General features: G+C 70.9%; 20 protein-coding genes. 14 read left to right on the forward strand and 6 right to left on the reverse strand.

The window, feature by feature from the left end; genetic code table 11:
* Window positions 1-54: 54 nt before the first annotated feature.
* Together ACGFNN_RS18030 and ACGFNN_RS18035 are read left to right on the forward strand one after the other, a co-directional pair.
* A complete protein-coding gene (locus ACGFNN_RS18030; protein WP_393556912.1) occupies window positions 55-798 on the forward strand; it encodes a DUF1275 family protein in 744 nt (247 codons plus the stop codon).
* 177 nt (window positions 799-975) lie between these two features.
* A complete protein-coding gene (locus ACGFNN_RS18035; protein ID WP_393556914.1) occupies window positions 976-1,281 on the forward strand; it encodes a 4a-hydroxytetrahydrobiopterin dehydratase in 306 nt (101 codons plus the stop codon).
* Between the two features lie 18 nt (window positions 1,282-1,299).
* On the opposite strand, the gene ACGFNN_RS18040 is transcribed toward ACGFNN_RS18035, so the two are convergent.
* Window positions 1,300-2,262, reverse strand: coding sequence for a LysR family transcriptional regulator (locus ACGFNN_RS18040; protein ID WP_362544517.1), 963 nt, complete (start codon window positions 2,260-2,262; stop codon window positions 1,300-1,302).
* Between the two features lie 67 nt (window positions 2,263-2,329).
* On the opposite strand from ACGFNN_RS18040, the gene ACGFNN_RS18045 reads away from it, so the two are divergent.
* Complete coding sequence (locus tag ACGFNN_RS18045) at window positions 2,330-3,073, forward strand: class I SAM-dependent methyltransferase (RefSeq protein ID WP_393556916.1); 744 nt, start codon at window positions 2,330-2,332, stop codon at window positions 3,071-3,073.
* 119 nt (window positions 3,074-3,192) lie between these two features.
* Here ACGFNN_RS18045 and ACGFNN_RS18050 read toward each other — a convergent pair whose 3' ends face one another.
* From ACGFNN_RS18050 to ACGFNN_RS18060, 3 genes are all read right to left on the reverse strand, one after another.
* A complete protein-coding gene (locus ACGFNN_RS18050; RefSeq protein WP_393556918.1) occupies window positions 3,193-4,029 on the reverse strand; it encodes an aldo/keto reductase in 837 nt (278 codons plus the stop codon).
* Between the two features lie 184 nt (window positions 4,030-4,213).
* Entirely contained in the window at window positions 4,214-6,013 is a 1,800-nt protein-coding gene (locus ACGFNN_RS18055) for an AMP-dependent synthetase/ligase (RefSeq protein ID WP_393557090.1), read from the reverse strand.
* A 226-nt stretch (window positions 6,014-6,239) separates the two neighbouring features.
* The gene (locus ACGFNN_RS18060) at window positions 6,240-7,133 is read right to left on the reverse strand and encodes a LysR substrate-binding domain-containing protein (RefSeq protein ID WP_393556920.1); all 894 of its coding nucleotides are present in this window, start codon (window positions 7,131-7,133) and stop codon (window positions 6,240-6,242) included.
* A gap of 120 nt (window positions 7,134-7,253) precedes the next feature.
* On the opposite strand from ACGFNN_RS18060, the gene ACGFNN_RS18065 reads away from it, so the two are divergent.
* Window positions 7,254-8,273: a bile acid:sodium symporter family protein gene (locus tag ACGFNN_RS18065; protein ID WP_393557092.1), complete on the forward strand. Its 1,020-nt coding sequence runs from the start codon at window positions 7,254-7,256 to the stop codon at window positions 8,271-8,273.
* A 132-nt stretch (window positions 8,274-8,405) separates the two neighbouring features.
* On the opposite strand, the gene fdhD is transcribed toward ACGFNN_RS18065, so the two are convergent.
* Both fdhD and ACGFNN_RS18075 read right to left on the reverse strand, forming a co-directional pair.
* The gene (gene fdhD, locus ACGFNN_RS18070) at window positions 8,406-9,254 is read right to left on the reverse strand and encodes a formate dehydrogenase accessory sulfurtransferase FdhD (RefSeq protein WP_393556922.1); all 849 of its coding nucleotides are present in this window, start codon (window positions 9,252-9,254) and stop codon (window positions 8,406-8,408) included.
* Window positions 9,255-9,261: 7 nt separating this feature from the next.
* Window positions 9,262-9,390, reverse strand: coding sequence for a hypothetical protein (locus tag ACGFNN_RS18075; protein WP_393556924.1), 129 nt, complete (start codon window positions 9,388-9,390; stop codon window positions 9,262-9,264).
* Between the two features lie 184 nt (window positions 9,391-9,574).
* On the opposite strand from ACGFNN_RS18075, the gene ACGFNN_RS18080 reads away from it, so the two are divergent.
* The 10 genes from ACGFNN_RS18080 (at window position 9,575) to ACGFNN_RS18125 (ending at window position 24,800) form a co-directional block, all read left to right on the forward strand.
* The gene (locus ACGFNN_RS18080) at window positions 9,575-10,525 is read left to right on the forward strand and encodes a beta-ketoacyl-ACP synthase III (RefSeq protein ID WP_393556926.1); all 951 of its coding nucleotides are present in this window, start codon (window positions 9,575-9,577) and stop codon (window positions 10,523-10,525) included.
* 75 nt (window positions 10,526-10,600) lie between these two features.
* On the forward strand, window positions 10,601-11,278 hold the full coding sequence (locus ACGFNN_RS18085) for a GntR family transcriptional regulator (protein ID WP_393556928.1): 678 nt from the start codon (window positions 10,601-10,603) through the stop codon (window positions 11,276-11,278).
* Window positions 11,279-11,453: 175 nt separating this feature from the next.
* Window positions 11,454-12,995 (forward strand): ArnT family glycosyltransferase, encoded by a 1,542-nt coding sequence (locus ACGFNN_RS18090; RefSeq protein ID WP_393556930.1) that lies wholly within the window; start codon window positions 11,454-11,456, stop codon window positions 12,993-12,995.
* A 195-nt stretch (window positions 12,996-13,190) separates the two neighbouring features.
* Window positions 13,191-14,372, forward strand: coding sequence for an ROK family transcriptional regulator (locus tag ACGFNN_RS18095; RefSeq protein WP_362544489.1), 1,182 nt, complete (start codon window positions 13,191-13,193; stop codon window positions 14,370-14,372).
* A 296-nt stretch (window positions 14,373-14,668) separates the two neighbouring features.
* The gene (locus ACGFNN_RS18100) at window positions 14,669-16,192 is read left to right on the forward strand and encodes a sugar ABC transporter ATP-binding protein (RefSeq protein WP_393556932.1); all 1,524 of its coding nucleotides are present in this window, start codon (window positions 14,669-14,671) and stop codon (window positions 16,190-16,192) included.
* Window positions 16,189-17,241, forward strand: coding sequence for an ABC transporter permease (locus tag ACGFNN_RS18105; RefSeq protein WP_393556934.1), 1,053 nt, complete (start codon window positions 16,189-16,191; stop codon window positions 17,239-17,241). The genes ACGFNN_RS18100 and ACGFNN_RS18105 overlap by 4 nt, the downstream gene beginning before the upstream one ends.
* 75 nt (window positions 17,242-17,316) lie before the next feature.
* Entirely contained in the window at window positions 17,317-18,354 is a 1,038-nt protein-coding gene (locus tag ACGFNN_RS18110; RefSeq protein ID WP_393556936.1) for a substrate-binding domain-containing protein, read from the forward strand.
* A gap of 47 nt (window positions 18,355-18,401) precedes the next feature.
* Window positions 18,402-19,616: a Gfo/Idh/MocA family protein gene (locus ACGFNN_RS18115; protein WP_393556938.1), complete on the forward strand. Its 1,215-nt coding sequence runs from the start codon at window positions 18,402-18,404 to the stop codon at window positions 19,614-19,616.
* 13 nt (window positions 19,617-19,629) lie between these two features.
* Window positions 19,630-20,634 (forward strand): sugar phosphate isomerase/epimerase family protein, encoded by a 1,005-nt coding sequence (locus ACGFNN_RS18120; protein WP_393556940.1) that lies wholly within the window; start codon window positions 19,630-19,632, stop codon window positions 20,632-20,634.
* A 458-nt stretch (window positions 20,635-21,092) separates the two neighbouring features.
* Window positions 21,093-24,800, forward strand: a complete 3,708-nt coding sequence (locus ACGFNN_RS18125) for a ThuA domain-containing protein (protein WP_393556942.1) — start codon at window positions 21,093-21,095, stop codon at window positions 24,798-24,800.
* The last annotated feature ends 76 nt before the right edge of the window (window positions 24,801-24,876 follow it).

Genomic DNA, 24,876 nt, shown 5'->3' on the forward strand with positions numbered 1-24,876 from the left:
GCCAGGACTGCGGCAGAATCCCTGATCACATCCAGGGATCGGAGTGAGCCGCTCATGTACGCCGTGCTGCGTGAGGCCAGAGCCACCCTGCTGCCCGACATGACCGGCGCCCAGGGACCGCTCCCGCCGCTGTTGCTCGTGCTGACCGTGCTCACCGGGCTGGTCGACGCGTTCAGCTTCCTGGTCCTGGGGCGGGTCTTCGTCGCCAACATGACCGGGAACGTCGTCTTCACGGGCTTCGCCCTCGCCGGTGCTCAGGGCTTCCCGCTGCTGGCCTCCCTTCTGGCGTTCGGTTCCTTCGTGGTGGGAGCGCTCGCGGGCGGAGCCGTCGCCCATCGGGCAGCGGAGCACCGGGGCCGGCTGCTGCGACGTGCCCTGCTCGTCGAGACCGTCTTCGTCGCCGTCGCCGTGATCCTGGTGCTGGTCTCGCACGCGCCTTACACCGGCGTCGTCCGCTTCAGGCTCATCGCCCTGCTCGGCCTCGCGCTCGGAGTGCAGAACGCCGCCGTCCGGGCGCTGGCCGTTCCCGACCTCACCACCACCGTCCTCACCCGCACTCTCACGGGCGCGGTCGCCGACAGCCGGCTGGTGAAGGGGCCGGGGGGAAGGGCGGGGCGCAGAGGACTCTCCGCCCTGTCGTTGCTGGCAGGTGCCTTCGGCGGCGCGCTCGCGGTGCGCGGCGGGCACCCGGCCCTGCCGTTGCTGCTCGCACTGGTCATCCTGGCCGGGACGAGCGCGGTGGCGTTCCTGCTGGCACGCGGTGACGCGCCGTGGACGGCGCCGAGTGCGGGCGGCTGAGCGGGCACGCCAGAGCTGCGAAGGCGGAGTACGACCGCCGGGTGTGCGAGGTGTGCGGCGCGCGCCCGCCGCCGTGTCGGACGCGACAGCCCGGGCGCGCGGACCGTAACGTCACGGGGCACCGACCGCACCTGTGCACCGACCGCCCGACCGCACCGATATGCCGAGGAGCCACGCATGCCCACCGAACCGCTGTCCGCCCACGACGTCGAGGCCGGGCTCCGCGAGCTGCCCGGCTGGCAGCTGGAGGGCGACCGGATCGCCCGCACCTACCGGCTGCCCTCCCACTTCGCGGCTGCCGCGCTGACGATGCACGTGGCCCGGATCCAGGACGAGCTGAACCACCACTCGGACCTGACTCTGGGCTACAACACCGTGGGCCTGTCCGTGCACACGCACGACGCGGGCGGAGCCGTCACCCACAAGGACATCGAACTCGCCGGGCGCGTCGAGGCGGTCGCCGCCGGACACGGGGCCAAGTAGAGCCGCACACCGGGGAGATCAGGGAGCCGGGCCGAAACGGGGGTGTGCGGCGAGCCAGCGCGCGTAGCTGTCGCTCCGCCGCACCGCCTCCGTGTAAGCCGACCGGGTGTGCCCGGTCACCGCGGCGGCGGCCGCCCCCGCGGTGGAGGAGCGCGGATGCCTGCCCAGCAGGTGACGCCAGCTCAGCGGGGACCCTGCGAGAGGACGGGTCACCACGCCGGGCGTCGGCGGGAACGTCGCGCGGCAGAGCCCGACGGCCCGGCCCACCTGGACCAGATGGACGACGGAGACGGTGTCCGTCTCGTACACCGACGCCGGGGTGAACCCCGCACGGGCGCACGCGGCGGTGAAGCAGTCTGCGAAGCATCCGTCGCCGGGAACGTCGGCCCAGCACTCGTCCGCCAGCGCGGACAGTTCCAGCTCCTCCTCGTCCGCCAGCGGATGCCCTTCGGGGAGCATGACGAACACCGGGTCGACGCCGATCACCTCCCAGACCAGACGGTCGGCCATCGGCGGAGGGCTTTCGCCGCAGGTGCCGATCAGGGCGAAGTCGAGCCTCCCGTCCATCAGCAGCGAGGCGATCTCCGCCACCGACCACGAGGTGTACGTGGTCACCGGAGCCGTCGGATGCGCGCTGGCGAGCCGGTCGACGAGACCACCGAGCAGCGGGCCGTGGGTGCCGCCGAGCCGGAAGCGTTCCACGGTGGCCCAGGCGTTGGCGAAGCGCACCGCCTCTTCCTGCAGCCCGCTCACCGCGGGAAGCACCACCCGTGCGCGCTCCAGCACGAGTTCTCCGAGTGGCGTCGGCCTGGCGCCCGTGTGGTCGCGGTCGAAGAGGGGACCGCCCAGCGCCTTCTCGATCCGCCGCAACTGGGCGCTGAGCGCGGGCTGCGCGAGCCCCAGCGCCGCGGCCGCCTTGGTGAGGCTGCCGGTGTCGGCGATGGCCCTTACCGTGCGCAGATGACGCAACTCCAGCTCCATGCGCGCACGTTATGGGTGGCGGCTGACATGAGCAATACCCCGACGGGACAGCCCGTAGGGTTGCCTTGTGCTGGATTACGACGAACAGGCCGCGCGCTACGACTCCACCCGCGGGGGAACACCCCGCGCCGGCGCCGCGGCCGACGCGGTGCTCCGGCTCGTGCCCGGGTCCGCACGGAGACTGCTGGACATCGGATGCGGGACGGGATCGGTCACCGAGCTGATCGCCCGCCGACGGCCGGGGCTCCAGGTGGCCGGCGTGGACGCCTCCTACGGAATGGCGCGGCTGGCGCACGAGCGGACCGGCGCGGTAGCCCTGGCCGACGTGCGGCGCCTGCCGTTGGCCTCCAGTACGGTCGACGCGGTGACCGCGGTCTGGCTGCTGCACCTGCTGCGCGCCGAAGGCGTGGTCCGGGACGTGGTGGCGGAGGCCGCCCGGGTGCTGAGGCCCGGCGGGGTGTTCGTCACGACCGTCGACAAGGACGCCGGCCACGACGTGGGAAGTGACATCGACGCCGCCCAGGCCCCGTTCCTCAGCCGCAGGCCGGCCGATGACGTAGCCCTTGTCACCGAGTACGCCGACGGCTGCGGGCTGGAGCCGGCAGGCGAAGCCGTGTTCACCGGCCGCGGTCTGGGCCGCACGCCACGCCGTGCCGCGCGGGCGGTGCTGCGTGGCGACTACGCGTCCCGGCTGTCGCTCCCCGGGCAGGCGGCACAGCGGCTGGCGGCGGAGCTCGACTCGCTTCCCGAGCCCGACCGGGCCCGCCGCGACCCGGAGTTCCGCCTGATGGCGTTCAGCGTACGGCCGTGACCACGGGGCTCAGGCCGGAGCCCTCGTCGAGCCGGCCGCCCTCCGCCCCGCCCGTACCGCGCGCGAAGGCGCCCCCACCGCACGTGGTGGGGGCGCCTTTTCGCGCGTCCGGGATCGGCTCAGGCGCCGGCGTCGAACACGGCCGGGTCCGGGCCGAGCCGCTTGCCCTCGTCGAGCGCGGCGAACGCGGCCAGGTCGTCGGCGTCCAGCTCGAAGTCGAAGACGTCGATGTTCTCCGCGATCCGCGACGGGGTCACGGACTTGGGGATCACCACGTGACCGGTCTGCAGATGCCAGCGGAGCACCGCCTGCGCGGGCGTCCGGCCGTGCTTGTGCGCGACGGCGGCCACCGTCGGGACGTCCAGGAGGCCACGGCCCGAACCCAGGGGCGACCAGGCCTCGGTGACGATGCCGTGCTCGGCGTGCAGGGCGCGCAGGGCGGACTGCTGGAGCTGCGGGTGCAGCTCGATCTGGTTGACCGCCGGGACCACGGAGGTCTCGCCCAGCAGCCGCTCCAGGTGATCGGCGTGGAAGTTGGACACGCCGATGGCCTTGGCGCGCCCGTCGGCGAGGATCCGCTCGAACGCCTTGTACGTGTCGACGTAGGCCCCCTTGGAGGGGATCGGCCAGTGGATCAGGTAGAGGTCGACGTACTCGAGACCCAGCCTGTCCAGCGACGCGTCGAACGCGCGCAGCGTGGAGTCGTGCCCCTGATCCGCGTTCCACAGCTTGGTGGTGACGAAGAGCTCCTCACGGGGCACACCGGAGGTGGCGATGGCCTTCCCGGTGCCGGCCTCGTTGCCGTAGATCGCTGCGGTGTCGATGCTCCGGTACCCGGCCTCCAGGGCCGTGGTCACGGCAGCGGTGGCCTCGTCGTCCGGCACCTGCCAGACACCGAAGCCGAGCTGCGGCATCTCGAGGCCGTTGTTGAGCGTGATGGTGGGGACCTGGCTCACGAGCGGTCGATCCTAACGTTGTCGGTTGCTACTCGAGGGGACAACGTTCGGCGCACCTCAGGCATTCCCGGCCGACGAGATCCGGAAGGACCGGATTCGGCACCTGATCCGAGGTCAGGTGGGCCTGCCGCCTGCCGCCTGCCGCCTGCCGCCTGCCGCCTGCCGCCGCCATCCGGCGACCCGCTCACCGGTAGAGGGCGTCCACCTCGGCCGCGTACGCCGTCTCGATCGCCTTCCGCTTCAGCTTGAGCGACGGTGTGAGCATGCCGTGCTCCTCGGTGAACTGGTGCGCCAGGATGCGGAACGTACGGATGGACTCCGCCTGGGAGACCGCGGTGTTCGCGGCGACCACCGCCCGGCGCACCTCCATCTCCAGATCGGGGTCGCGCACCAGGTCGGCGGGGCTCATCGGCGTACGCCCCTGCATGGCGAGCCAGTGTTCGACCGCCTCGTGGTCCACCGTGACCAGGGCGGCGACGTAGGGTCTGTCGTTGCCGACGACGATGCACTGCCCCACGAGCGGATGGGCGCGGACCCGCTCCTCCAGGCCCGCCGGGGCGACGCTCTTGCCGCCTGACGTCACCAGGATCTCCTTCTTGCGCCCGGTGATGGTCAGGTAGCCGTCCTCGTCCAGCGAGCCCAGGTCGCCGGTGGCCAGCCATCCCTCGTGGAGCACGGCGTCGGTCGACTTGGGGTCGCCGAGGTACCCGGAGAAGACGTTGGCGCCGTGCACCCAGACCTCGCCGTCCTGGGCGATGTGCACCGCCGAGCCGGGGATCGGCCGGCCCACGGTGCCGTAACGGGTGCGCTCGGGGGGGTTGGCGGTGGCCGCGGCGGTCGTCTCGGTCAGCCCGTAACCCTCGTAGACCGTGACGCCCGCGCCCGCGAAGAAGAGCCCCAGCCGGCGTTCCATGCCGGAGCCTCCCGACATGGCGTGCCGCACCCGGCCGCCCATCGCGTCACGGACCTTGCGGTAGACCACCTTGTCGAAGAACTGGTGCTGCATCCGAAGTCCGGCGGACGGGCCGGGGCCGGTGCCGAAGGCCCGTTCCTCCATCGCCTCCGCGTACTTCACCGCGATCTCCACGGCCTTGTCGAACGCCCCGGCGCGCCCCTCCGTCTCCGCCTTGCGCCGCGCGCCGTTGAAGACCTTCTCGAAGATGTACGGCACCGCCAGGATGAAGGTGGGGCGGAAGGCGACCAGGTCGGGCATCAGCGCCTTCGCGGACAGCTCCGGCTGATGGCCGAGCTTCACCTTTCCACGCAGCGCGGCGATCTCCACCATGCGGCCGAAGACGTGGGCCAGCGGGAGGAAGAGCAGGGTCGAGGCCTCCTCTCCCGCCTTGGAGAGGAACACCGGGTGCCATTTGCCGACCATGGTGTCGGCCTCGAACATGAAATTGGCGTGGGTGATCACGCAGCCCTTGGGGCGCCCTGTAGTGCCGGAGGTGTAGATCACGGTCGCCACCGACTCGGGGGTCACCGCGCGGCGATGCCGGTGGACGACCTCGTCGTCGATCAGCGTCCCGGCCTCGGTGAGCTCACCGACCGCGTCGGCGTCCAGCTGCCAGAGCCGCTGCAGACGGGGCAGCCGGTCGATGACCGAACCGATGGTCATCGCGTGGTCCTCGTGTTCGACCACGACCGCGGCGACCTCGGCGTCGTGCAGCATCCACAGGACCTGCTCGGCCGACGACGTCGGATACACGGGCACCGACTGGGCGCCCACCGTCCAGAGGGCGAAGTCGAAGAGCGTCCACTCGTACCGGGTGCGGGACATCAGGGCCACCCGGTCGCCGAACCTGATGCCCTGGGCTATCAGGCCCTTCGCCAGAGCCAGCACCTCGTCACGGAACGCGGCGGCCGACACGTCGTGCCAGCGGCCCTCCGCGTCCTTGCGGCCGAGAGCCGTCCTTCGGGGGTCTTCCTCCGCGTAGTCGAAGACGGTATCGGCAAGGCCGCCGACTTGAGGGGCGGCGGCCATGGGTGGGACAGTGAACTCACGCAACGACCTGCTCCTTGTGGCTCCGCACGGCGCCGCGACGCTACCTCACCGAGCGGGTGTGCGGGAGAGTCCGAAGTCTCCGGAAAACGTGACATCTGGCCAGGGCCGCCGTAGAAATCGGGCCAGATGGGCAAGGCTCGGGCGTACTTCTGACCACCGAGTAAGCAGCGGGGGAGGGAATCTCCACCGAATCTGTACGCAGCGCTTACCCGGAGTCCGGGTGCGAGGGCAGTACGGGGCCGCGGTGGAGGCGGTCGCCGCCCGCCAGGATCGCCGCCGCGAGGGCGTCCGCCGCCTCCTGGGCGGTGTCCCGGCGGTGTCCGTGCAGCAGCACGAAATCCACATCTCCCAGTTCCGGGAGCCCGGCCCGGGCGGGCACCGGGGCGAGGCCGGGCGGGATCAGTCCCCGGGTGTGTGCCATCACCCCGAGGCCCGCGCGGGCGGCCGCGACCAGGGCGCTCAGACTCGCGCTCGTACACGCGAAGCGCCACGCCCTGCCGTGCTGCTCCAGCACCTCCAGCGCACGTGCCCGGGTCAGGCCCGGCGGGGGGAAGGCGATCAGCGGCAACGGGCGGTCCGGGTCGACCCTCAGCTGCGGGGCGCCGATCCAGACCAGGCTGTCCTGCCAGACCAGCTCGCCATGGGTGTCCTCCGCGCGGCGCTTGGCCAGCACCAGATCGAGCCGCCCCGCCGCGAGCTGCTGGTGCAGGGCGCCGGACAGCTCCACCGTGAGCTCCAGCTCGACCTCGGGGTGCTCGCGACGGAAGGACTCCAGGATCTCCGGCAGGCGGGTCAGCACGAAGTCCTCGGAAGCACCGAAACGGAGCCGTCCGCGCAGCCGGGTGCCGGTGAAGAAGGCCGCGGCCCGCTCGTTGGCCTCCAGGATCGTCCGTGCGAAACCCAGCATGGCCTCGCCGTCCTCGGTCAGGTCGACACGATGCGTGTCGCGGCTGAAGAGCTGCCGGCCCGCTTCGGACTCCAGCCTGCGGACGTGCTGGCTGACCGTCGACTGCCGGACGCCCAGCCGGCGCGCGGCCTGCGTGAAGCTCAGTGTCTGGGCGACGGCCAGGAAGGTGCGGAGCTGGACGGGGTCGTACATACGGGCAGGCTATCGCGAAACGTGATGACAGTCAGTTCGGTATACGGGATTCCCGATGGAGGTGTTCGCGGGCACGATGGTGGGGCGCGACATCACCCAGAGAGCACGGAGCACATGAGTATCAGCCGCCGTATCCCCACGCTGCCTTCCTGGCTGCCGGTCGACGCGTACATCCTCGCGCTGATCGGCACCGTGGTACTCGCGGCGCTGCTGCCCGTCTCGGGCACCGGGGCCGATGTGGCGGGCGGCGCGTCCACCGGCGCGGTGGCCCTGCTCTTCTTCCTCTACGGGGCACGTCTGTCGACGGCCGAGGCGCTCGACGGGCTGAAGCACTGGCGCCTCCACCTGACCGTCCTGATCTGCACCTTCGTGGTGTTCCCGCTGCTGGGTCTCGCCAGCCACGGACTGGTCCCCCATGTGCTCAGCCCCCAGCTCCAGGACGGCTTCCTCTTCCTGTGCCTGGTCCCCTCGACCATCCAGTCCTCGATCGCCTTCACCTCGATCGCACGCGGGAACGTACCCGCGGCCATCTGCGCGGGCTCCTTCTCGAGCATCGCGGGCATCGTGGTCACCCCGGTTCTTGCCGCCCTGCTGCTCGGCGGCAGCGGGGGAGGGTTCTCCGCCGACTCACTGGTGAAGATCGTCCTCCAGCTGCTGGTGCCCTTCGTCGCCGGACAGCTGCTGCGCCGCTGGGTCGGGGGCTTCATCGGCCGGCACCGCAAGGTACTGGGCTATGTCGACCGCGGCTCGATCCTGCTCGTGGTCTACACGGCGTTCAGCGAAGGCATGGTGGCGGGGATCTGGCACCAGGTCACCCCGCTCCGGCTCGGAGCGCTGCTCGCCGCCGAGGCCGTGCTGCTCGCGCTCATGCTCAGCATCAGCTGGTACGGGGCGAAGCGGCTCGGATTCGGGCGCGAGGACCGGATATCCATCCAGTTCGCCGGGTCGAAGAAGAGCCTGGCGGCCGGACTGCCCATGGCCAGCGTGCTGTTCGGCGCCCACGCCAGTCTCGCCGTGCTCCCTCTGATGCTCTTCCACCAGATGCAGCTGATGGTCTGCGCGGTGATCGCCAAGCGCCGCTCCCGTGATCCGCTCCCCGAGGACGAGACGACCTCGCAGCAGTCCGCCACGGTGGGCTGAGGCGGGAGCGCCGCACGGGGGCACGGGCGCCGCCCGCTGTGCCGAGCGGCGCGCGGCCGCCGCACCGGGGTGCTGCCCGTCGGCCGCGGCCCTGCCCCCTGTGCGGTACCGACTGCGCGGCGGGCGAGCGGTTCAGTCCAGGGCGGCCTCGGCCCCGAAGACGATGCGGTGGTCGCCCGCGTACACGTTCATGGACGAGCCCCGCAGGAAACCGACGAGCGTCAGTCCGCTCTCGGCCGCCAGGTCCACCGCCAGCGACGACGGCGCCGAGACCGCCGCGAGGACCGGGATCCCGGCCATGACGGCCTTCTGCGCCAGTTCGAACGACGCGCGCCCCGACACCAGCAGCACCGACCGCGACAGCGGAAGCCGGCCGTCGGTGAGGGCCCGGCCCACGAGCTTGTCGACGGCGTTGTGACGCCCGACGTCCTCCCGTACGTCGAGGAGTTCGCCCTCCGGTGAGAACAGCGCGGCCGCGTGCAGGCCGCCGGTCCGGTCGAACACCCGCTGCGCCTCGCGCAGACGGCCGGGGAGGGCCGAGAGCAGTGCGGGCGTCACCAGGACCGGGGGAGTGTCCGCGACCGGATGCCTGGTCGCCGTGCGGACCGCGTCCAGGCTCGCCTTGCCGCACAGCCCGCAGGACGAGGTGGTGTAGACGTTGCGCTCCAGGGTGATGTCGGGGACGGCGACGCCCGGCGCGAGCTTCACGTCCACGACGTTGTAGGTGTTCACACCGTCCGCCGTCGCCCCGGCGCAGTAGACGATGGACTGCACCTCGGAGCCCTCGCCGATCACGCCCTCGCTCACCAGGAAGCCCGCCGCGAGGGCGAAGTCGTCGCCCGGGGTGCGCATCGTGATGGCGAGCGGCCTGCCGTTCAGCCGGATCTCCAGAGGCTCCTCGGCGACGAGGGTGTCGGGGCGCGTGGTGACCGCCCCGTCCCGGACGCGGATGGTGCGGCGACGTTCGGTGACCCGTCCCATTAGCCGTTCAATCCCGATTCTGTACGTGCCGGAGGCCGAAACGGCCCTTCGTACAGAGGTTGCCACGGGTCACCGGCCCGGCGTGCGGCGAGGTGGCCTCGGAGGTCTCGTCGTACCCGCACGGACGGCCGCGCACCCCCGGAACCGCCTCCGTTTCGTGATTCCGGAGGGGCCGCCGGAGTGTCGTCGGAGTTCCCCGGGAGCTGTTCGAGACGCTCCAACCCTGGGCTCGTATTCCTGTCGGGTTACGTGCCCCTGTACCGGTCGGTAGCAACCAAGACTGGATAGTTCCTGCCAAACGTAGCGAGGGGAACCCTTACATGACCGGCTCACGTGTCGTGGCGCTCGGCCACTACCAGCCTGCCAAGGTCCTCACCAACGACGATCTGGCGGCGATGGTCGACACCAGTGACGAGTGGATCACCAGCCGGGTCGGGATCAAGACCCGGCACGTGGGAGGCCCCGACGAGCCCGTGGACGAGCTGGCCGCGCACGCCGCGGCCAAGGCTCTGGCGTCGGCCGGGCTGCAGCCGGCCGACATCGACCTCGTCCTCGTGGCCACCTCCACGGCCGTCGACCGCTCGCCGAGCATGTCCGCCCGGGTTGCGGCGCGTCTGGGGATGCGCTCGCCGGCGGTCATGGACATCAACGTGGTCTGCTCCGGCTTCACCCACGCGCTGGCCACCGCCGACCACGCGATCCGGGCCGGGGCCGCGGGCCGCGCTCTCGTGATCGGTGCCGACAAGATGGGGGACGTCGTCGACTGGACGGACCGCAGCAGCTGCGTGCTGATGGGCGACGGGGCGGGCGCCGCGGTGGTGAGCGCCGAGCCGGACGGCGGGGAGCGGTCCGGTATCGGGCCGGTCCTGTGGGGCTCGGTGCCCGAGATGGGCAACGCCGTACGGATCGAGGGCACGCCCCCGAGGTTCGCGCAGGAGGGACAGTCGGTGTACCGCTGGGCGACGACGCAACTGCCGCCGATCGCCCGGAAGGTCTGCGAGCGGGCCGGAGTCACGCCCGAGGAACTCGCCGCGGTGGTGCTCCACCAGGCCAACCTCAGGATCATCGAACCCGTCGCCCGAAGGATCGGCGCCGTCAACGCGGTCATCGCCCGGGACGTCGTCGACTCCGGCAACACCTCGGCCGCGTCGATCCCGATGGCGCTCTCCAAACTGGTGGAACGCGGCGAGGTGGAGAGCGGCGCTCCGGCCCTGCTCTTCGGCTTCGGAGGGAATCTCTCCTACGCGGGTCAGGTGATCCGCTGCCCCTGACCTCACCTGCCCGGCATCGAGCTCGGTAGACTGTAGACGATAAGCAATCGCTTTGGCGCTCGGAGGGGGAACGCGATGTTGTCCGCAGGACTGCCGCAGGGGTCGGTGCCGAAGCTGGAGCGGCCCGGGCCGCTGCGTGAGCGCGTCTACGAAGCTCTCCTGGAGCTCATCACCACCCGCGCGCTCAGTCCCGGCCAGCATCTCGTCGAGAGTGAACTGGCCGGGCACCTGGGTGTGTCACGGCAGCCGGTGCGTGAGGCGCTCCAGCGGCTGAACACCGAGGGCTGGGTCGACCTGCGGCCCGCGCAGGGCGCGTTCGTCCACGAGCCCACCGAGGAGGAGGCGGACCAGCTGTTGTCGGTCCGCACGCTGCTGGAGGCGGAGGCCGCACGTCTCGCGGCCGCCAACGCGGGCCAGGCGGGGATCGAGGCGCTGGAGGAGCTGTGCGCCCAGGGGGAACGGGCCGTCGCCGCCGACCAGGTGGACCTCGCCGTCGCCACCAACGCCGCCTTCCACGCCAAGGTTATGGAGCTGGCGGGCAATGTCGTCCTGTCCGAACTCGCCGCGCAGGTGGGCCGACGTGTGCGCTGGTACTACACGCCGGTCGCCCGTCAGCGCGGCAGCCGGTCCTGGATCGAGCACCGCGAGCTGATCGCGGCCATCGCCGCCGGGGACGAGGAGCGGGCCACGGCCGTGATGCGGGAACACACCGAGCACACACGCCGGACGTACCACCAGCGCGAGCGAGGCTGACCACCACCCGCCGCGCCGGGCAGGCACGTCCTGACGGTCGGGGGAGTCCGGCCTCTCCCCCCTCCGGGATCCACAGGTCGCGGGCGTAGGGTGCGGGCGGCTCGGCAGCCGTGCGCACCGGGCCTGCTCCGGTCGCCGGTGACGCGACCGTGGCCGGGACCCGGGGGGTGGCGGAATGGCCGACGATCAGCCGAAAAGGACGGCGAGCGAGGCCGGAGAGGCCGGCAGGGGGATCGCACCGCTGGACCGGAGGGTGTTCGGCGTCGCGGGAGCGGTTCTCGCCCTGCTGATGGCGCTCTCCTCCCGCTACGGTTTCCACATCGACGAGCTGTACTTCCTCGACTCCGCCCGGCACCTCCAGGCGAGCTACGTCGATCAGCCGCTGCTGGCACCACTGCTGGCCAGGGTCTCGCTGTCGCTGTTCGGGGTGTCGGAGGCGGGTCTGCGGCTGTGGCCCGCCCTTGCCGCGGCCGGCACCGTCGTCGTGGGCGGCCTGACCGCGCGGGAGTTCGGCGGAGCCCGGCGGACCCAGTTCCTCGCGGCCATCGCGACCGGCACCATGCCCGTGCTGCTGGGCGGCGGGCACATCGCCAACACCACGTCCTACGAAGTGCTCGCGTGGGCGTCCATCGCGCTCGTGGTCGTACGCATCGGCCGAACCGGCGACACGCGGTGGTGGCTTGCCGCGGGTGCGCTGGTCGGCGTCGGCTCGGAGTTCAACCACCTCGCAGCGATCTTCGGGATCGTCCTGCTGGCCACCGTGCTGATCGGCCCGGCCCGCCGGACGGTGGCCGACCGCCGGTTGTTCGTGGGTGCCGTGATCGCCGTGCTGCTCGTGCTGCCCGACCTGTGGTGGCAGGCCCGGCACGGCTGGGCCATGTTCGAGATGACGCGGGCCCTCAACGACGAGAACGGCGGCCCCGGGAACATCGTCACCTGGACAGTCGGGCAACTCGGCATGACCTGCGTGGCGATGGTGCTGCTGTGGGCGGCCGGCCTGCGTTTCCTCTGGCAGTCGGGCCGGCCCCTGTGGCAGTGCCTGGTCACCGCGTACGCCGTCCTGTTCGTCCTGTTCGCCGTGACGACCGGCGCCCAGGTGTACTACCTGGGCGGGCTCTACGTGTGCCTGCTGGCCGCCGGGGCCGTGGGGCTCGACGGATGGCTGCACGCCCACCCGGACCGGATGCGCGGGCTGATGACCGCGACCGCCGTGTCGAGCGCGGTGCTCGCCGTGGTGGTGCTGCCGGTGCTGCCCGCCTCCGCCGTGGGCTGGACCTACGGCATCAACGCGAACTCGGGGAACTCGATCGGCTGGCCCCAGCTCGTCGGCGCCGTACAGCGGGTGTGGACGGAGATCCCGGCTCGTCAGCGCGCCGACGCGGTGATCTTCGCGGCCGACTACGGGGAGGCCGGCGCCGTCAACGAGCTCGGCCGCGGCAGCGGGTTGCCCACCGCCGTGAGTGCCCACAACTCCGGCTGGTGGTGGGGGCCCGGAAACCCGCAGGCCACAACCGTTGTGGCCATCGTTCCCGGCCCCGACCAGGCCCACGGCTACGCCGACCGTCTGCACCGGTACTTCCGGCATGTGCGGGTGGCGGCCACCCTCTCCAACCCCGCGGGCGTGCACAACGTCGAATGGGGAGGTCACGTCTACGTCTGCACGGAGCCCCGGCGCCCTTGGGGCGCGATGTGGTCCGAACTGCGCACCTACGGATGAGGGCAGGCATCCGGCGGCGTCCGGTCTGCCCGTCGGGAGCCCGGGCCGGGCTTCCGACCCACCTTTGTCCTGAGTGTGGAGAAAGTTGGAGCGGATTCATGCTCAACTTCTTCCCAGTCGGGTAAACCGCTGCTACGTTCCCCTCGAAAGCCAGACGGACCGACCGATGTGGCGGGGGAGGGACGCGTGAGACGCATGACGGCACGACCCGCGAACACGCACCAGGCGCGACTGCTGCGGCTGTTGCGTGACGGAGGGCCCAACTCGCGTGCCCAGCTGGGTGACCAGATCGACCTCTCGCGCTCCAAGCTCGCGGTCGAGGTCGACCGGCTCCTGGAGACCGGACTCGTGGTGGCGGACGGACTCGCCGCGTCCCGCGGCGGACGCCGTTCCCACAACATCCGGCTCGCACCCGGACTCCGGTTCCTCGGGGTCGACATCGGCGCCACCTCCGTCGACGTGGCTGTCACCAACGCCGAGTTGGAGGTGCTGGGACATCTCAACCAGCCGATGGACGTGCGGGAAGGACCCGTCGCCGTCTTCGAACTCGTACTTGAGATGGCGGCGAAACTGCGGGCCTCCGGGCTGGCCGAAGGGTTCGACGGCGCGGGCATCGGTGTACCGGGACCCGTCCGCTTCCCCGAGGGGGTGCCGGTCGCACCGCCGATCATGCCCGGCTGGGACGGCTTCCCGGTCCGCGAGGCGCTCAGCCAGGAACTGGGCTGCCCCGTCATGGTCGACAACGACGTGAACCTGATGGCGCTGGGGGAGCAGCACGCCGGGGTCGCACGCTCCGTGGGCGACTTCCTCTGCGTCAAGATCGGCACGGGCATCGGCTGCGGCATCGTGGTGGGCGGCGAGGTGTACCGAGGCACGACCGGCAGCGCGGGCGACATCGGCCACATCCAGGTGGAACCCGACGGGCGTGCCTGCGCCTGCGGCAACCAGGGTTGCCTCGAAGCACACTTCAGCGGCGCGGCCCTGGCCCGTGACGCCGAGGAGGCGGCGCGTTCCGGTCTCTCCGCCGAGCTGGCCTCCCGGCTGGACGCGGCGGGCAGGCTCTCCGCCATCGACGTCGCCGCCGCCGCGGCGGCCGGTGACCCCACCGCGCTGGACCTCATCCGCGAGGGAGGCAACCGGGTCGGCCAGGTCATCGCGGGACTCGTCAGCTTCTTCAACCCGGGCCTGGTCGTGATCGGCGGCGGGGTGACCGGGCTCGGTCACAACCTGCTGGCCAGCGTCCGCACCCAGGTCTACCGCAAGTCACTGCCGCTGGCCACGGGCAACCTTCCCATCGTCCTGGGTGAACTGGGGCCGGTCGCCGGCGTCACCGGCGCGGCCAGGCTCATCAGCGACCACCTGTTCTCGCCCGCCTGACGTCCGGCCGGATCCGCCGACCGGGTCGTGCTCCGCGATCCGTCCGGCGGACAGCCGCCCGAGCCGCTCGCACGACCGCACGCCGTACCGCCGCAACGAGCATCACAGCGCCAGCACGAGCACCGCCGCAACGAGCACCACAGCAGCACCAGAACGAGCACCGCCGCACCTCACCAGCCGTTCCGTCAGCAGTACGGCACCGCCGGCACTGCGCCCTGCCCGCTCACCGGCCTCCTGTTCGCGCTCCGGTCTCCGCCCGGGGCGAGGGGAGTCCTCGTTCGCCGAGGGGATCCGTCATGGCACCAGAACCACCCCTGCTCACGATGTCCGGCATCACCAAGTCCTTCCCCGGTGTACGCGCACTGGACGGCGTGGACCTGGAGGTGCAGGCGGGCGAGGTCCACTGCCTCCTCGGCCAGAACGGCGCCGGAAAGTCCACCCTCATCAAGGTGCTCGCCGGGGCCCACCAGCCTGACGGCGGCGCCATCACCTGGGGCGGAGAGCCCGTCCGGCTGTCCTCACCGATCGCCGCGATGCGGCTGGGCATCGCCACCATCTACCAGGAACTCGACCTGGTGGAAGGGCTGTCGGTGGCCGAGAACGTCTTCCTCGGGCACGAACCCACCACCGCCGGTTTCGTGGTGAGGGCCCGTCAGGCCCGCGCGTCCGCCGCGGCGCTCCTGAAGCGCCTGGGGCACCCCGAGATCGACCCGGCCCGACTCGTGGGCGACCTCTCCGCCGCACATCAGCAGATCGTCTCCATGGCGCGGGCCCTGTCGCACGACGTACGGCTCATCGTGATGGACGAGCCGTCCGCCGCGCTCGACCCCGACGAGGTCGACAACCTCTTCCGTATCGTCGACGGCCTCACGGCCGACGGGGTGGCGGTCGTCTACATCTCGCACCGGCTCGAGGAGATCCGCCGCATCGGGGACCGGGTGACCGTGCTCAAGGACGGCAGGGCCGTCGCGGTCGGGCTCCCCGCCAAGTCCACCCCCACGCGCGACATCGTTGCCATGATGACCGGCCGTAACGTCGAGTACGTCTTCCCGGAGCGTCCCGCACCGGGTGCCCGGCCGGCCGCCGAACCGGTTCTGAGGCTCGAAGGGCTGTGCCGCGAGGGCGAGTTCGAGGCTGTCGACCTGGAACTGCGGCCGGGTGAGATCGTCGGACTCGCCGGGCTCGTCGGTTCCGGACGCTCCGAGGTCCTGGAGACCGTCTACGGTGCCCGCAAGCCGACCGCGGGCCGAGTCCTCGTCGACGGAGCACCGCTGCGGCCCGGCAGCGTCCGCGCCGCCGTCGCGGCCGGCATCGGCCTGGCACCCGAGGAACGCAAGGCGCAGGCGCTGCTGCTGACGGAGTCCGTCACCCGTAACGTCTCCGTCTCCTCGCTGTCCCGATTCGCCCGCGCGGGCTGGCTCGACCGGGGAGCCGAGCGCACGGCGGCGCGGACCGCGACGCGTGAGCTCTCCCTGCGGCCCGACAACCCGGACGCCGCCGTCCGCACCCTCTCCGGCGGCAACCAGCAGAAGGCCGTCCTGGCCCGCTGGCTGTTGCGGGGGTGCCGGGTCCTGCTGCTCGACGAACCCACCCGCGGTGTCGACGTCGGCGCCCGCGCCGAGCTCTACGCCGTGATCCGCAGGCTGGCCGACGAAGGCCTCGCCGTTCTGCTCGTCTCCAGCGAAGTGCCCGAAGTGCTGGGCCTCGCCGACCGGGTGCTGGTGCTCCGGGAAGGCCGTGTCGTCCACACGGCCGATGCCCGTGAGCTCGACGAGCACCGTGTCCTCGACCTCGTCATGGAAGGGAGCCCGACGTCATGACACAGCCCGCACCGTCGGCGCAGCACCACGGGCCGGAGAAGGGAACCGCCTCCGGCCCCGTTGCCACCTCGCCCCCGAAGCGCGACGGCGGCCTGCGAGCGCTCGGTCTTCGCGCCGACGTACGCAACCTGTCGCTGCTCGGCGTCCTCGCCGTGCTGGTGGCGGTCGGCGGCCTCACCGAACCGGACGCCTTCCTCGACACGGGGAATCTCCAGCTGATCCTGACCCAGTCCTCCGTCATCGGGGTCGTCACCGTCGGCGTCACCTTCGTGATCATCAGCGGGGGGATCGATCTCTCCGTGGGTGCGATGGTCGCGCTGGCCTCCGTGTGGGCGACGACGCTCGCCACCCAGGAGTACGGATTCGCGGGCATCCTCTTCACAGCGGTCGTCGTCGGGCTCGTCGCGGGCCTCGTCAACGGGGTGCTGATCGCGTACGGCCAGATGGTGCCGTTCATCGCGACCCTGGCGATGCTCGCCTCGGCGCGCGGCCTGGCCCTGCAGATCACCGACGGCAAGACGCAGATCGTCACCGTCCAGTCCGTCCTGGACCTCGGGCTGCCCGACAGTTACGTCCTGGGCATCCCGCCGCTCGTCCTGGTCTTCGCCGCGGTGACCGTGGCCGGCTGGCTGATCCTCAACAGGACGACCTTCGGACGCCGTACCGTCGCCGTCGGAGGCAACGCGGAGGCGGCCAGGCTCGCCGGCATCGACGTACGCCGCCAGCGGCTCTACCTCTACCTGCTCTCCGGACTGTGCTGCGGAATCGCCGCGTTCATGCTCGTCATCCTCTCCGGATCGGGCCAGAACACCAACGGCAACCTGTACGAGCTCGACGCGATCGCCGCCGCGATCATCGGAGGGACCCTGCTGAGCGGCGGCCGGGGCACCATCGTCGGCTCGGTCCTCGGCGTGCTGGTCTTCACCACGATCACCAACATCTTCGCCCTCAACAATCTGCAGAGCGACGTACAGCAGATCGCCAAGGGCGCCATCATCGTCGCCGCCGTCCTCGTCCAGCGTCGCACGCTGCGGGGCGGGGAGACCTGAGCCCCTGCCGCAACTCCCACACGAACACCCACCCGCTGTTCCGTACACACGCACCGGATGAAGGGTCAGACAGCCATGCCAGAAACCAGCCGCAGAGGACTGCTCTTCGGCACCGCGGCCGTCTCCGCGGGAGCCTTCCTCACTGCCTGCACCAGCAACGAACCCAAGGAGAAGGCGGTCGCATCGAGCGACCAGCCCGCCGCCGACGACCAGCCCGGCTCACCGGTCACCATCGGCTTCGCCGGACCCCAGGCCGACCACGGTTGGCTCAACGCCATCAACGTCAACGCGAAGTCCAGGGCGGAGAAGTACTCCGAGGTCACCCTGGAGATCACCGAAGGGTCCAACGACACCGCGGCCCAGATCGGCCAGGTCAAGACCCTCATCAACAAGAAGGTCGACGTCCTGGTGATCCTGCCCGCCGACGGCAAGGCACTCACCCAGGTCGGCCTGGAAGCCATGAAGGCAGGCATCCCGGTCGTCAACCTGGACCGGATCTTCGCCTCGCCCCAGGCCTACCGCTGCTGGGTCGGCGGGGACAACTACGGGATGGGCCTCAACGCCGGCCACTGGATCGGCGAGCAGCTCAAGGACAAGCCGAACGCCAAGGTCGTCGAACTCGCCGGCATCGACAACCTGGAACTGACCAAGCAGCGCAGCCAGGGCTTCGCCGACGCCCTCAAGAACTACTCCAACGTCAAACTGGTGGCCCGTCAGGCAGCCGACTTCACCGTGGAGTCGGGCCAGGCGAAGATGGCCCAGCTGCTCCAGGCGCAGAAGCAGTTCGACGCGCTGTGGAACCACGACGACGACCAGGGCGTGGGCGCGCTGCGCGCCATCCAGCAGGCTGGGCGTGACGAGTTCATCATGGTCGGCGGCGCCGGAGCCAAGTCCGCGATGGACGCCATCAAGGCGGACGACGGGGTACTGAAGGCAACCGTGCTCTACCCGCCCACGATGGCCGCCTCCGCCATCGACCTGGCCCGCGCCCTCGGGCAGAACAAGGGGGTCGCCGGCCTCGCCGAGATGGAGATCCCGACCTCTCTGACGCTGTACTCGGCCGTGGTCACCAAGGAGAACATCGACCAGTACCTGCCGACCGGCTTCAGCTGATCCCACACCACCGCCGCCACCGAACCACCGACGAGGAGGAAGTCCGCATGGTCCGTAGGGAAGAGTCGGAGCAGGAGACCGGGGCGCCACCGCCGACCCTCGGTGTCGGCATGGTCGGATACGCGTTCATGGGCGCCGCCCACTCCCAGGGGTGGCGCACCGCGGGACACGTCTTCGACCTGCCGGTGAGACCCGTCCTCGCGGCGATCTGCGGACGCGACCGTACGGCGGTCGAGGCCGCCGCAGCCAGGCACGGGTGGGCGGCGGCCGAGACCGACTGGCGTGCCCTGATCGCCCGGGACGACGTGCAGCTGGTGGACATCTGCACGCCAGGCGACAGTCATGCGGAGATCGCCATCGCGGCTTTGGAGGCGGGCAAGCACGTGCTGTGCGAGAAGCCGCTCGCCAACACGGTGGCCGAGGCCGAGGCCATGGCCGAGGCCGCCGAACGCGCCGCGGCCCGAGGCCAGGTGGCGATCGTGGGCTTCAACTACCGCAAGGTGCCCGCCCTCACCTACGCCCGCACGATGATCGAGGAGGGTCGGCTGGGCACCCTGCGCCATGTCCGAGCGACCTACCTCCAGGACTGGCTCGTCGACCCGCAGTCGCCCCTGACCTGGCGGCTGGACAAGGACCGGGCCGGCTCCGGCGCCCTGGGGGACCTGGGGGCGCACATCGTCGACCTCGCCCAGTACCTTGCCGGGGAGCCCCTGGTCGGGGTCTCGGCGATGAGCGAGACGTTCGTACGGGAGCGGCCGGTACTCGCCGGTCCGGGCGCCGGTCTGTCCGGCGCCGCGGACGGTACCGCACGGGGGGCGGTCACCGTCGACGACGCGGCGGTGTTCACCGGGCGGCTCGCCTCGGGAGCGCTCGCCTCCTTCGAGGCGACCCGGATGGCGGCAGGCCGCAAGAACGCCCTGCGTCTGGAGATCAACGGCGAGCTGGGATCGGTCGCCTTCGACCTGGAACGGCTCAACGAGCTCTCCTTCCACGACCACACCGAGCCCTCCACGAGCGCCGGTTTCCGCCGGATCCTCGTGACCGAACCCCAGCACCCCTACCTGGAGGCCTGGTGGCCGCCCGGGCACGGCCTGGGGTACGAGCACACCTTCGTCCATCAGGCGCGTGACGTGGTGCGCACGATCGCCGAAGGGCTGGCCCCCGTACCGTCGTTCGCCGACGGGCTCCAGGTGCAGCGGGTGCTCGCCGCCGTCGAGGAGAGTGCCGCGAAGAACTCCGTCCACACCCCGGTCGCCTTCTAGGAGGTCCGCGCAAATGCCCCGACCCTTCACCCTCTTCACCGGCCAGTGGGCCGACCTTCCGTTGGAGGAGGTCTGCCGGCTCGCGCGGGACTTCGGCTACGACGGCCTCGAACTCGCCTGCTGGGGCGACCACTTCGAGGTCGACAAGGCGCTGGCCGACCCCGGATACCTCGACGGCCGCCGCCAACTGCTCGACAAGTACGGTCTCAAGTGCTGGGCGGTCTCCAACCACCTGGTCGGCCAGGCCGTCTGTGACAGCCCGATCGACGAACGCCACCAGGGAATCCTGCCCGCCCGGATCTGGGGGGACGGGGAGCCCGAAGGGGTGCGCCGACGGGCCGCCGAGGAGATCGCGAACACCGCCCGCGCGGCGGCCGCCTTCGGGGTGGACACGGTCATCGGGTTCACCGGCTCGTCCATCTGGCACCTTGTCGCCATGTTCCCCCCGGTCCCACCGCACATGATCGAGCGCGGGTACGAGGACTTCGCGGAGCGCTGGAACCCGATCCTGGACGTCTTCGACGCCGAGGGGGTGCGGTTCGCCCACGAGGTGCACCCGAGCGAGATCGCGTACGACTACTGGACGACGCACCGCGCCCTGGAGGCGGTGGGGCACAGGCCCGCCTTCGGGCTGAACTTCGACCCGAGCCACTTCGTGTGGCAGGACCTCGATCCGGTCGGCTTCCTGTACGACTTCAGGGACCGGATCTACCACGTGGACTGCAAGGAGGCACGCAAGCGTCTCGACGGCCGCAACGGCCGCCTCGGTTCGCACCTGCCGTGGGGCGACCCCCGGCGAGGCTGGGACTTCGTCTCGGCCGGCCACGGTGACGTGCCGTGGGAGGACGTCTTCCGCATGCTGCGGTCCATCGGCTACGAGGGGCCGGTCTCCGTCGAGTGGGAGGACGCGGGGATGGACCGGCTGGCGGGCGCACCGGAGGCGCTGGCCTCGCTCAAGCGGTTCGACTTCGACCCGCCGAGCGCGTCCTTCGACGCCGCCTTCGGGGGCGGTGACTGATCGCGGACCGCTGACCCCTTCCGTTCACTGCACACCCCCGTCCGGACCCGGCAGGACTCCCTGACCCTGCCGGGTCCCCGGACGGGGCACCCCCCGGCACAGACCCTGGCCGGGGCACCCGCGACCGACCCCGTCGCCGCGCACACATCCGGCCCCCGGAGAGCCGCAGCAAGGGGGCTCCGGAGCCCTTGGGCGAGCCTCGCAGGCGCCCGCACGCAGGCCGCCCCGGGGCGATTCGGCATGCCCTTGAGCGCCTTTGTCCTGCCACAGGGAAAAGTTCCATCAGATCCCTGCGCAAGGGCTTTCCGAGCCGGACGAACCCGGCTACGGTCCCTTCCGTGTACACGACATGACTCGCGTCACCCGGGGCCCGCAAGCCCCGGTGACGAGCGCGGCAGTCCCCGCGCGGAACGGCAGACCGCACCCGCCCGAACAACCGGCACCCCCGGAGGACGCACGTGCACAAGGACAGCAGACGGCTCCGCGCCAAAAAGACACTCGCTCTCCTCACCGGCGGACTGCTCGCCGCCGCCACCCTCACCCTGGGTTCCTCACCCGCCGCCACCGCCGACGCCACACGTGCCTCCGCGGCGCAGGACGCGGCCGAGGACTTCCAGCAGGTCACCCTCGCCAAGGGAGCCGCCGAGACCGGCGAACCCATCTCGCTGGCGGTGCTTCCCGACCGCAGCGTGCTGCACACCTCGCGCAGCGGCGAGCTGCGGATCACCGACAGCGCGGGCAACACCCGGATCGCCGGGACCATCCCCGTCTACTCGCACGACGAGGAAGGCCTCCAAGGCGTAGGCGTCGACCCGGACTTCGAGAAGAACCGGGCCGTCTACCTCTACTACGCGCCCCCACTCGACACCCCGGCCGGCGACGCCCCCGAGAACGGCACCGCGGCCGACTTCGCGAAGTTCGACGGCGTGAACCGGCTCTCCCGCTTCGTCCTCGCCGAGGACGGCACCCTCGACATGTCGAGCGAGAAGAAGGTCCTCGACATCCCGACCACCCGCGGCATGTGCTGCCACGTGGGCGGCGACATCGACTTCGACGCCCAGGGCAACCTGTACCTGTCGACCGGCGACGACTCCAACCCCTTCGCCTCCGACGGCTTCTCCCCGCTGGACGACCGCGCCGACCGCAACCCCGCGTTCGACGCCCGCCGCACCTCCGGCAACACCAACGACCTCCGCGGCAAGATCCTGCGCATCAAGGTCGCCGACGACGGCTCGTACACCGTGCCCGACGGCAACCTCTTCGCGCCGGGCACCGACAAGACGCGCCCCGAGATCTACGCCATGGGCTTCCGCAACCCCTTCCGCTTCAGCGTGGACCGGGCCACCGGCATCCTCTACGTCGGTGACTACGGTCCCGACGCGGGCGCGGCGGACCCGAACCGCGGACCCGCCGGACAGGTCGAGTTCGCCCGGGTGACGAAGCCGGGCAACTTCGGCTGGCCGTTCTGCACGGGCGACAACGACGCCTTCAACGACTACGACTTCGCGACCGGCACCTCCGGGGCGCGCTTCGACTGCGCCGCACCGAAGAACGACTCGCGCCACAACACCGGCCTCGTCGACCTGCCGCCCGCGCAGGCCGCGTGGATCCCGTACGACGGTGCGTCCGTACCCGAGTTCGGCACCGGCTCCGAGTCCCCCATGGGCGGGCCCGTCTACCACTACGACGCGGACCTGGACTCGCCGGTCAAGTTCCCCGAGGAGTACGACGGCGACTTCTTCGCCGGGGAGTTCGGCCGGCAGTGGATCAAGCGCATCGAGCAGGACGGTGAGGGCGCCGTCCAGTCCATCAACGACATCCCGTGGACCGGGACCCAGGTGATGGACATGGCCTTCGGACCGGACGGCGCACTGTACGTCCTGGACTACGGGCTCTCCTGGTTCGGTGGCGACGAGCACTCCGCCCTGTACCGCATCGAGAACGCCACCGGCGGACGCTCACCCATCGTCGAGGCGTCCTCCGACAAGACGTCCGGGACCACACCGCTGAAGGTGAAGTTCTCCTCCGCCGGCACCACCGACGGGGACGGCGACACCCTGACGTACGCCTGGGACTTCGGTGACGGCGGCACGTCCACGGCCGCGAACCCGACGTACACGTACAAGAAGAACGGCACCTACACCGCCACCGTCACCGCCGAGGACCCGACGGGCCGCACCGGATCCGCGAGCGTGCACATCACCGTCGGCAACACCGCGCCCACCGTCGTGATGCAGGCCCCCTCGGACGGGCGTCCGTTCGAGTTCGGTGACGAGGTGCCCTTCAAGGTGACCGTCACCGATCCCGAGGACGGCACCATCGACTGCTCCAAGGTCGAGGTCAAGTTCACCCTCGGCCACGACAGCCACGGCCACGACATCACCACCGAGCACGGCTGCGAAGGCACCATCAAGACGGCCATGGAGGGCGGCCACGACCCGAACGCCAACATCTACGGCGGCATCTCGGCGTCCTACACGGACGGCGGAGGCGGCGGACAGGCCGCGCTGACCGGCCGTGACGCGGCCAAGCTCCAGCCCAGGCACCGCCAGGCAGAGCACTTCGACGACTCCTCCGGCATCTCCACACCGAGCAAGACGAGCGCCCACGGCGGCAGGACCGTCGGGGACATCGACAACGGCGACTGGATCTCCTTCACCCCGTACATCCTCGACGGCTCCACCAAGCTCACCGCCCGCACGTCGTCCGCGGGGGCAGGAGGCTTCCTCGAGGTCCGGGCCGGCTCACCCACCGGCAAGATCCTCGGCTCGGCGCCCGTCCCGGTGACCGGCAGCTGGGACTCCTTCCAGGACGTGGACGTGCCGCTGCGCGGCGCGCCGAAGAAGGCCACGCAACTCTTCCTCGTCTTCAAGGGCGGAGCGGGAGCGCTGTACGACGTGGACGACTTCGAACTCTCGAACAGCCCCGTCGACCGGACCGCGAAGCGGGTGCTGGTCTTCTCCAAGACCGGCGGCTTCCGCCACGACTCCATCCCGGAGGGCATCACCGCGCTGAAGGAGCTGGGCAAGGACACCAACATCACCGTCGACTCCACCGAGGAGGCGGCCCAGTTCACCACCAGCAACCTGGCGCGGTACGACGCGGTCGTCTTCCTCTCGACGACCGGTGACATTCTCGACGCCGACCAGCAGAAGGCGTTCGAGAACTTCGTCGCCACCGGTGGCGGCTACATGGGCGTCCACGCGGCCGCCGACACCGAGTACGACTGGGAGTTCTACGGCGGCCTGGTCGGCGCCTACTTCGACTCCCACCCGCAGATCCAGCCCGCGACCGTCCGCGTGGAGAACCACGACCACCCGGCCACCGCCCACCTGGACGAGGCCTGGGACCGCACCGACGAGTGGTACAACTACCGCACCAACCCCCGGGACAAGGCCCAGGTACTCGCCACCCTCGACGAGACCACCTACACCGGCGGCACGATGAAGGGCGACCACCCGATCTCCTGGTGCCAGGCCTACCAGGGCGGACGCTCCTTCTACACCGGACTCGGACACACCAAGGAGTCCTACGCCGAACCCGCCTTCCGCCAGCACCTCCTGGGCGGACTGCGCTACGCGGCAGGCCAGGTCAGCGCCGACTGCAAGCCGGACACTGGCTACCGGTCCATCTTCAACGGCAAGACGCTGGAGGGCTGGAAGCAGGCCGGCCCGGGCAAGTTCACCGTCACCGACGGCGAACTGCGCTCCGAGGGCGGCATGGGACTCCTGACCTACCAGGCCAAGGAGCTCAACTCCTACTCCCTCAAGCTCGACTGGAAGCTGGCGGGCGACGACAACTCCGGTGTCTTCGTCGGCTTCCCCGAGTCGGACGACCCGTGGTCGGCGGTGAACAACGGCTACGAGGTACAGATCGACGCCACCGACGCGGCGGACCGCACCACCGGGGCCGTCTACACCTTCAAGTCCGCCGACCTCAAGGCCCGCGACCGTGTCCTGCGGCCGCCCGGCCAGTGGAACAGCTACGAGATCAAGGTCCAGGGGGAGCGGCTCCAGGTCTTCCTCAACGGGGTGAAGATCAACGACTTCACCAACAAGGACCCGGCCCGCAGCCTCAGGAACGGATACATCGGCCTCCAGAACCACGGAGCCGACGACCAGGTGTCCTTCCGTGACATCCAGCTGAAGGAACTGCCCTCGACGTAGGGCGGCCATCTCCTGCGCCGGCGGTGGGCGGGGAAGCGCACTCCCCGCCCACCGCCCACCACTCCTCTTCATCCCC

Origin of the sequence: Streptomyces sp. NPDC048590 (assembly GCF_043199535.1) — a bacterium.
GTDB lineage: Bacteria > Actinomycetota > Actinomycetes > Streptomycetales > Streptomycetaceae > Streptomyces.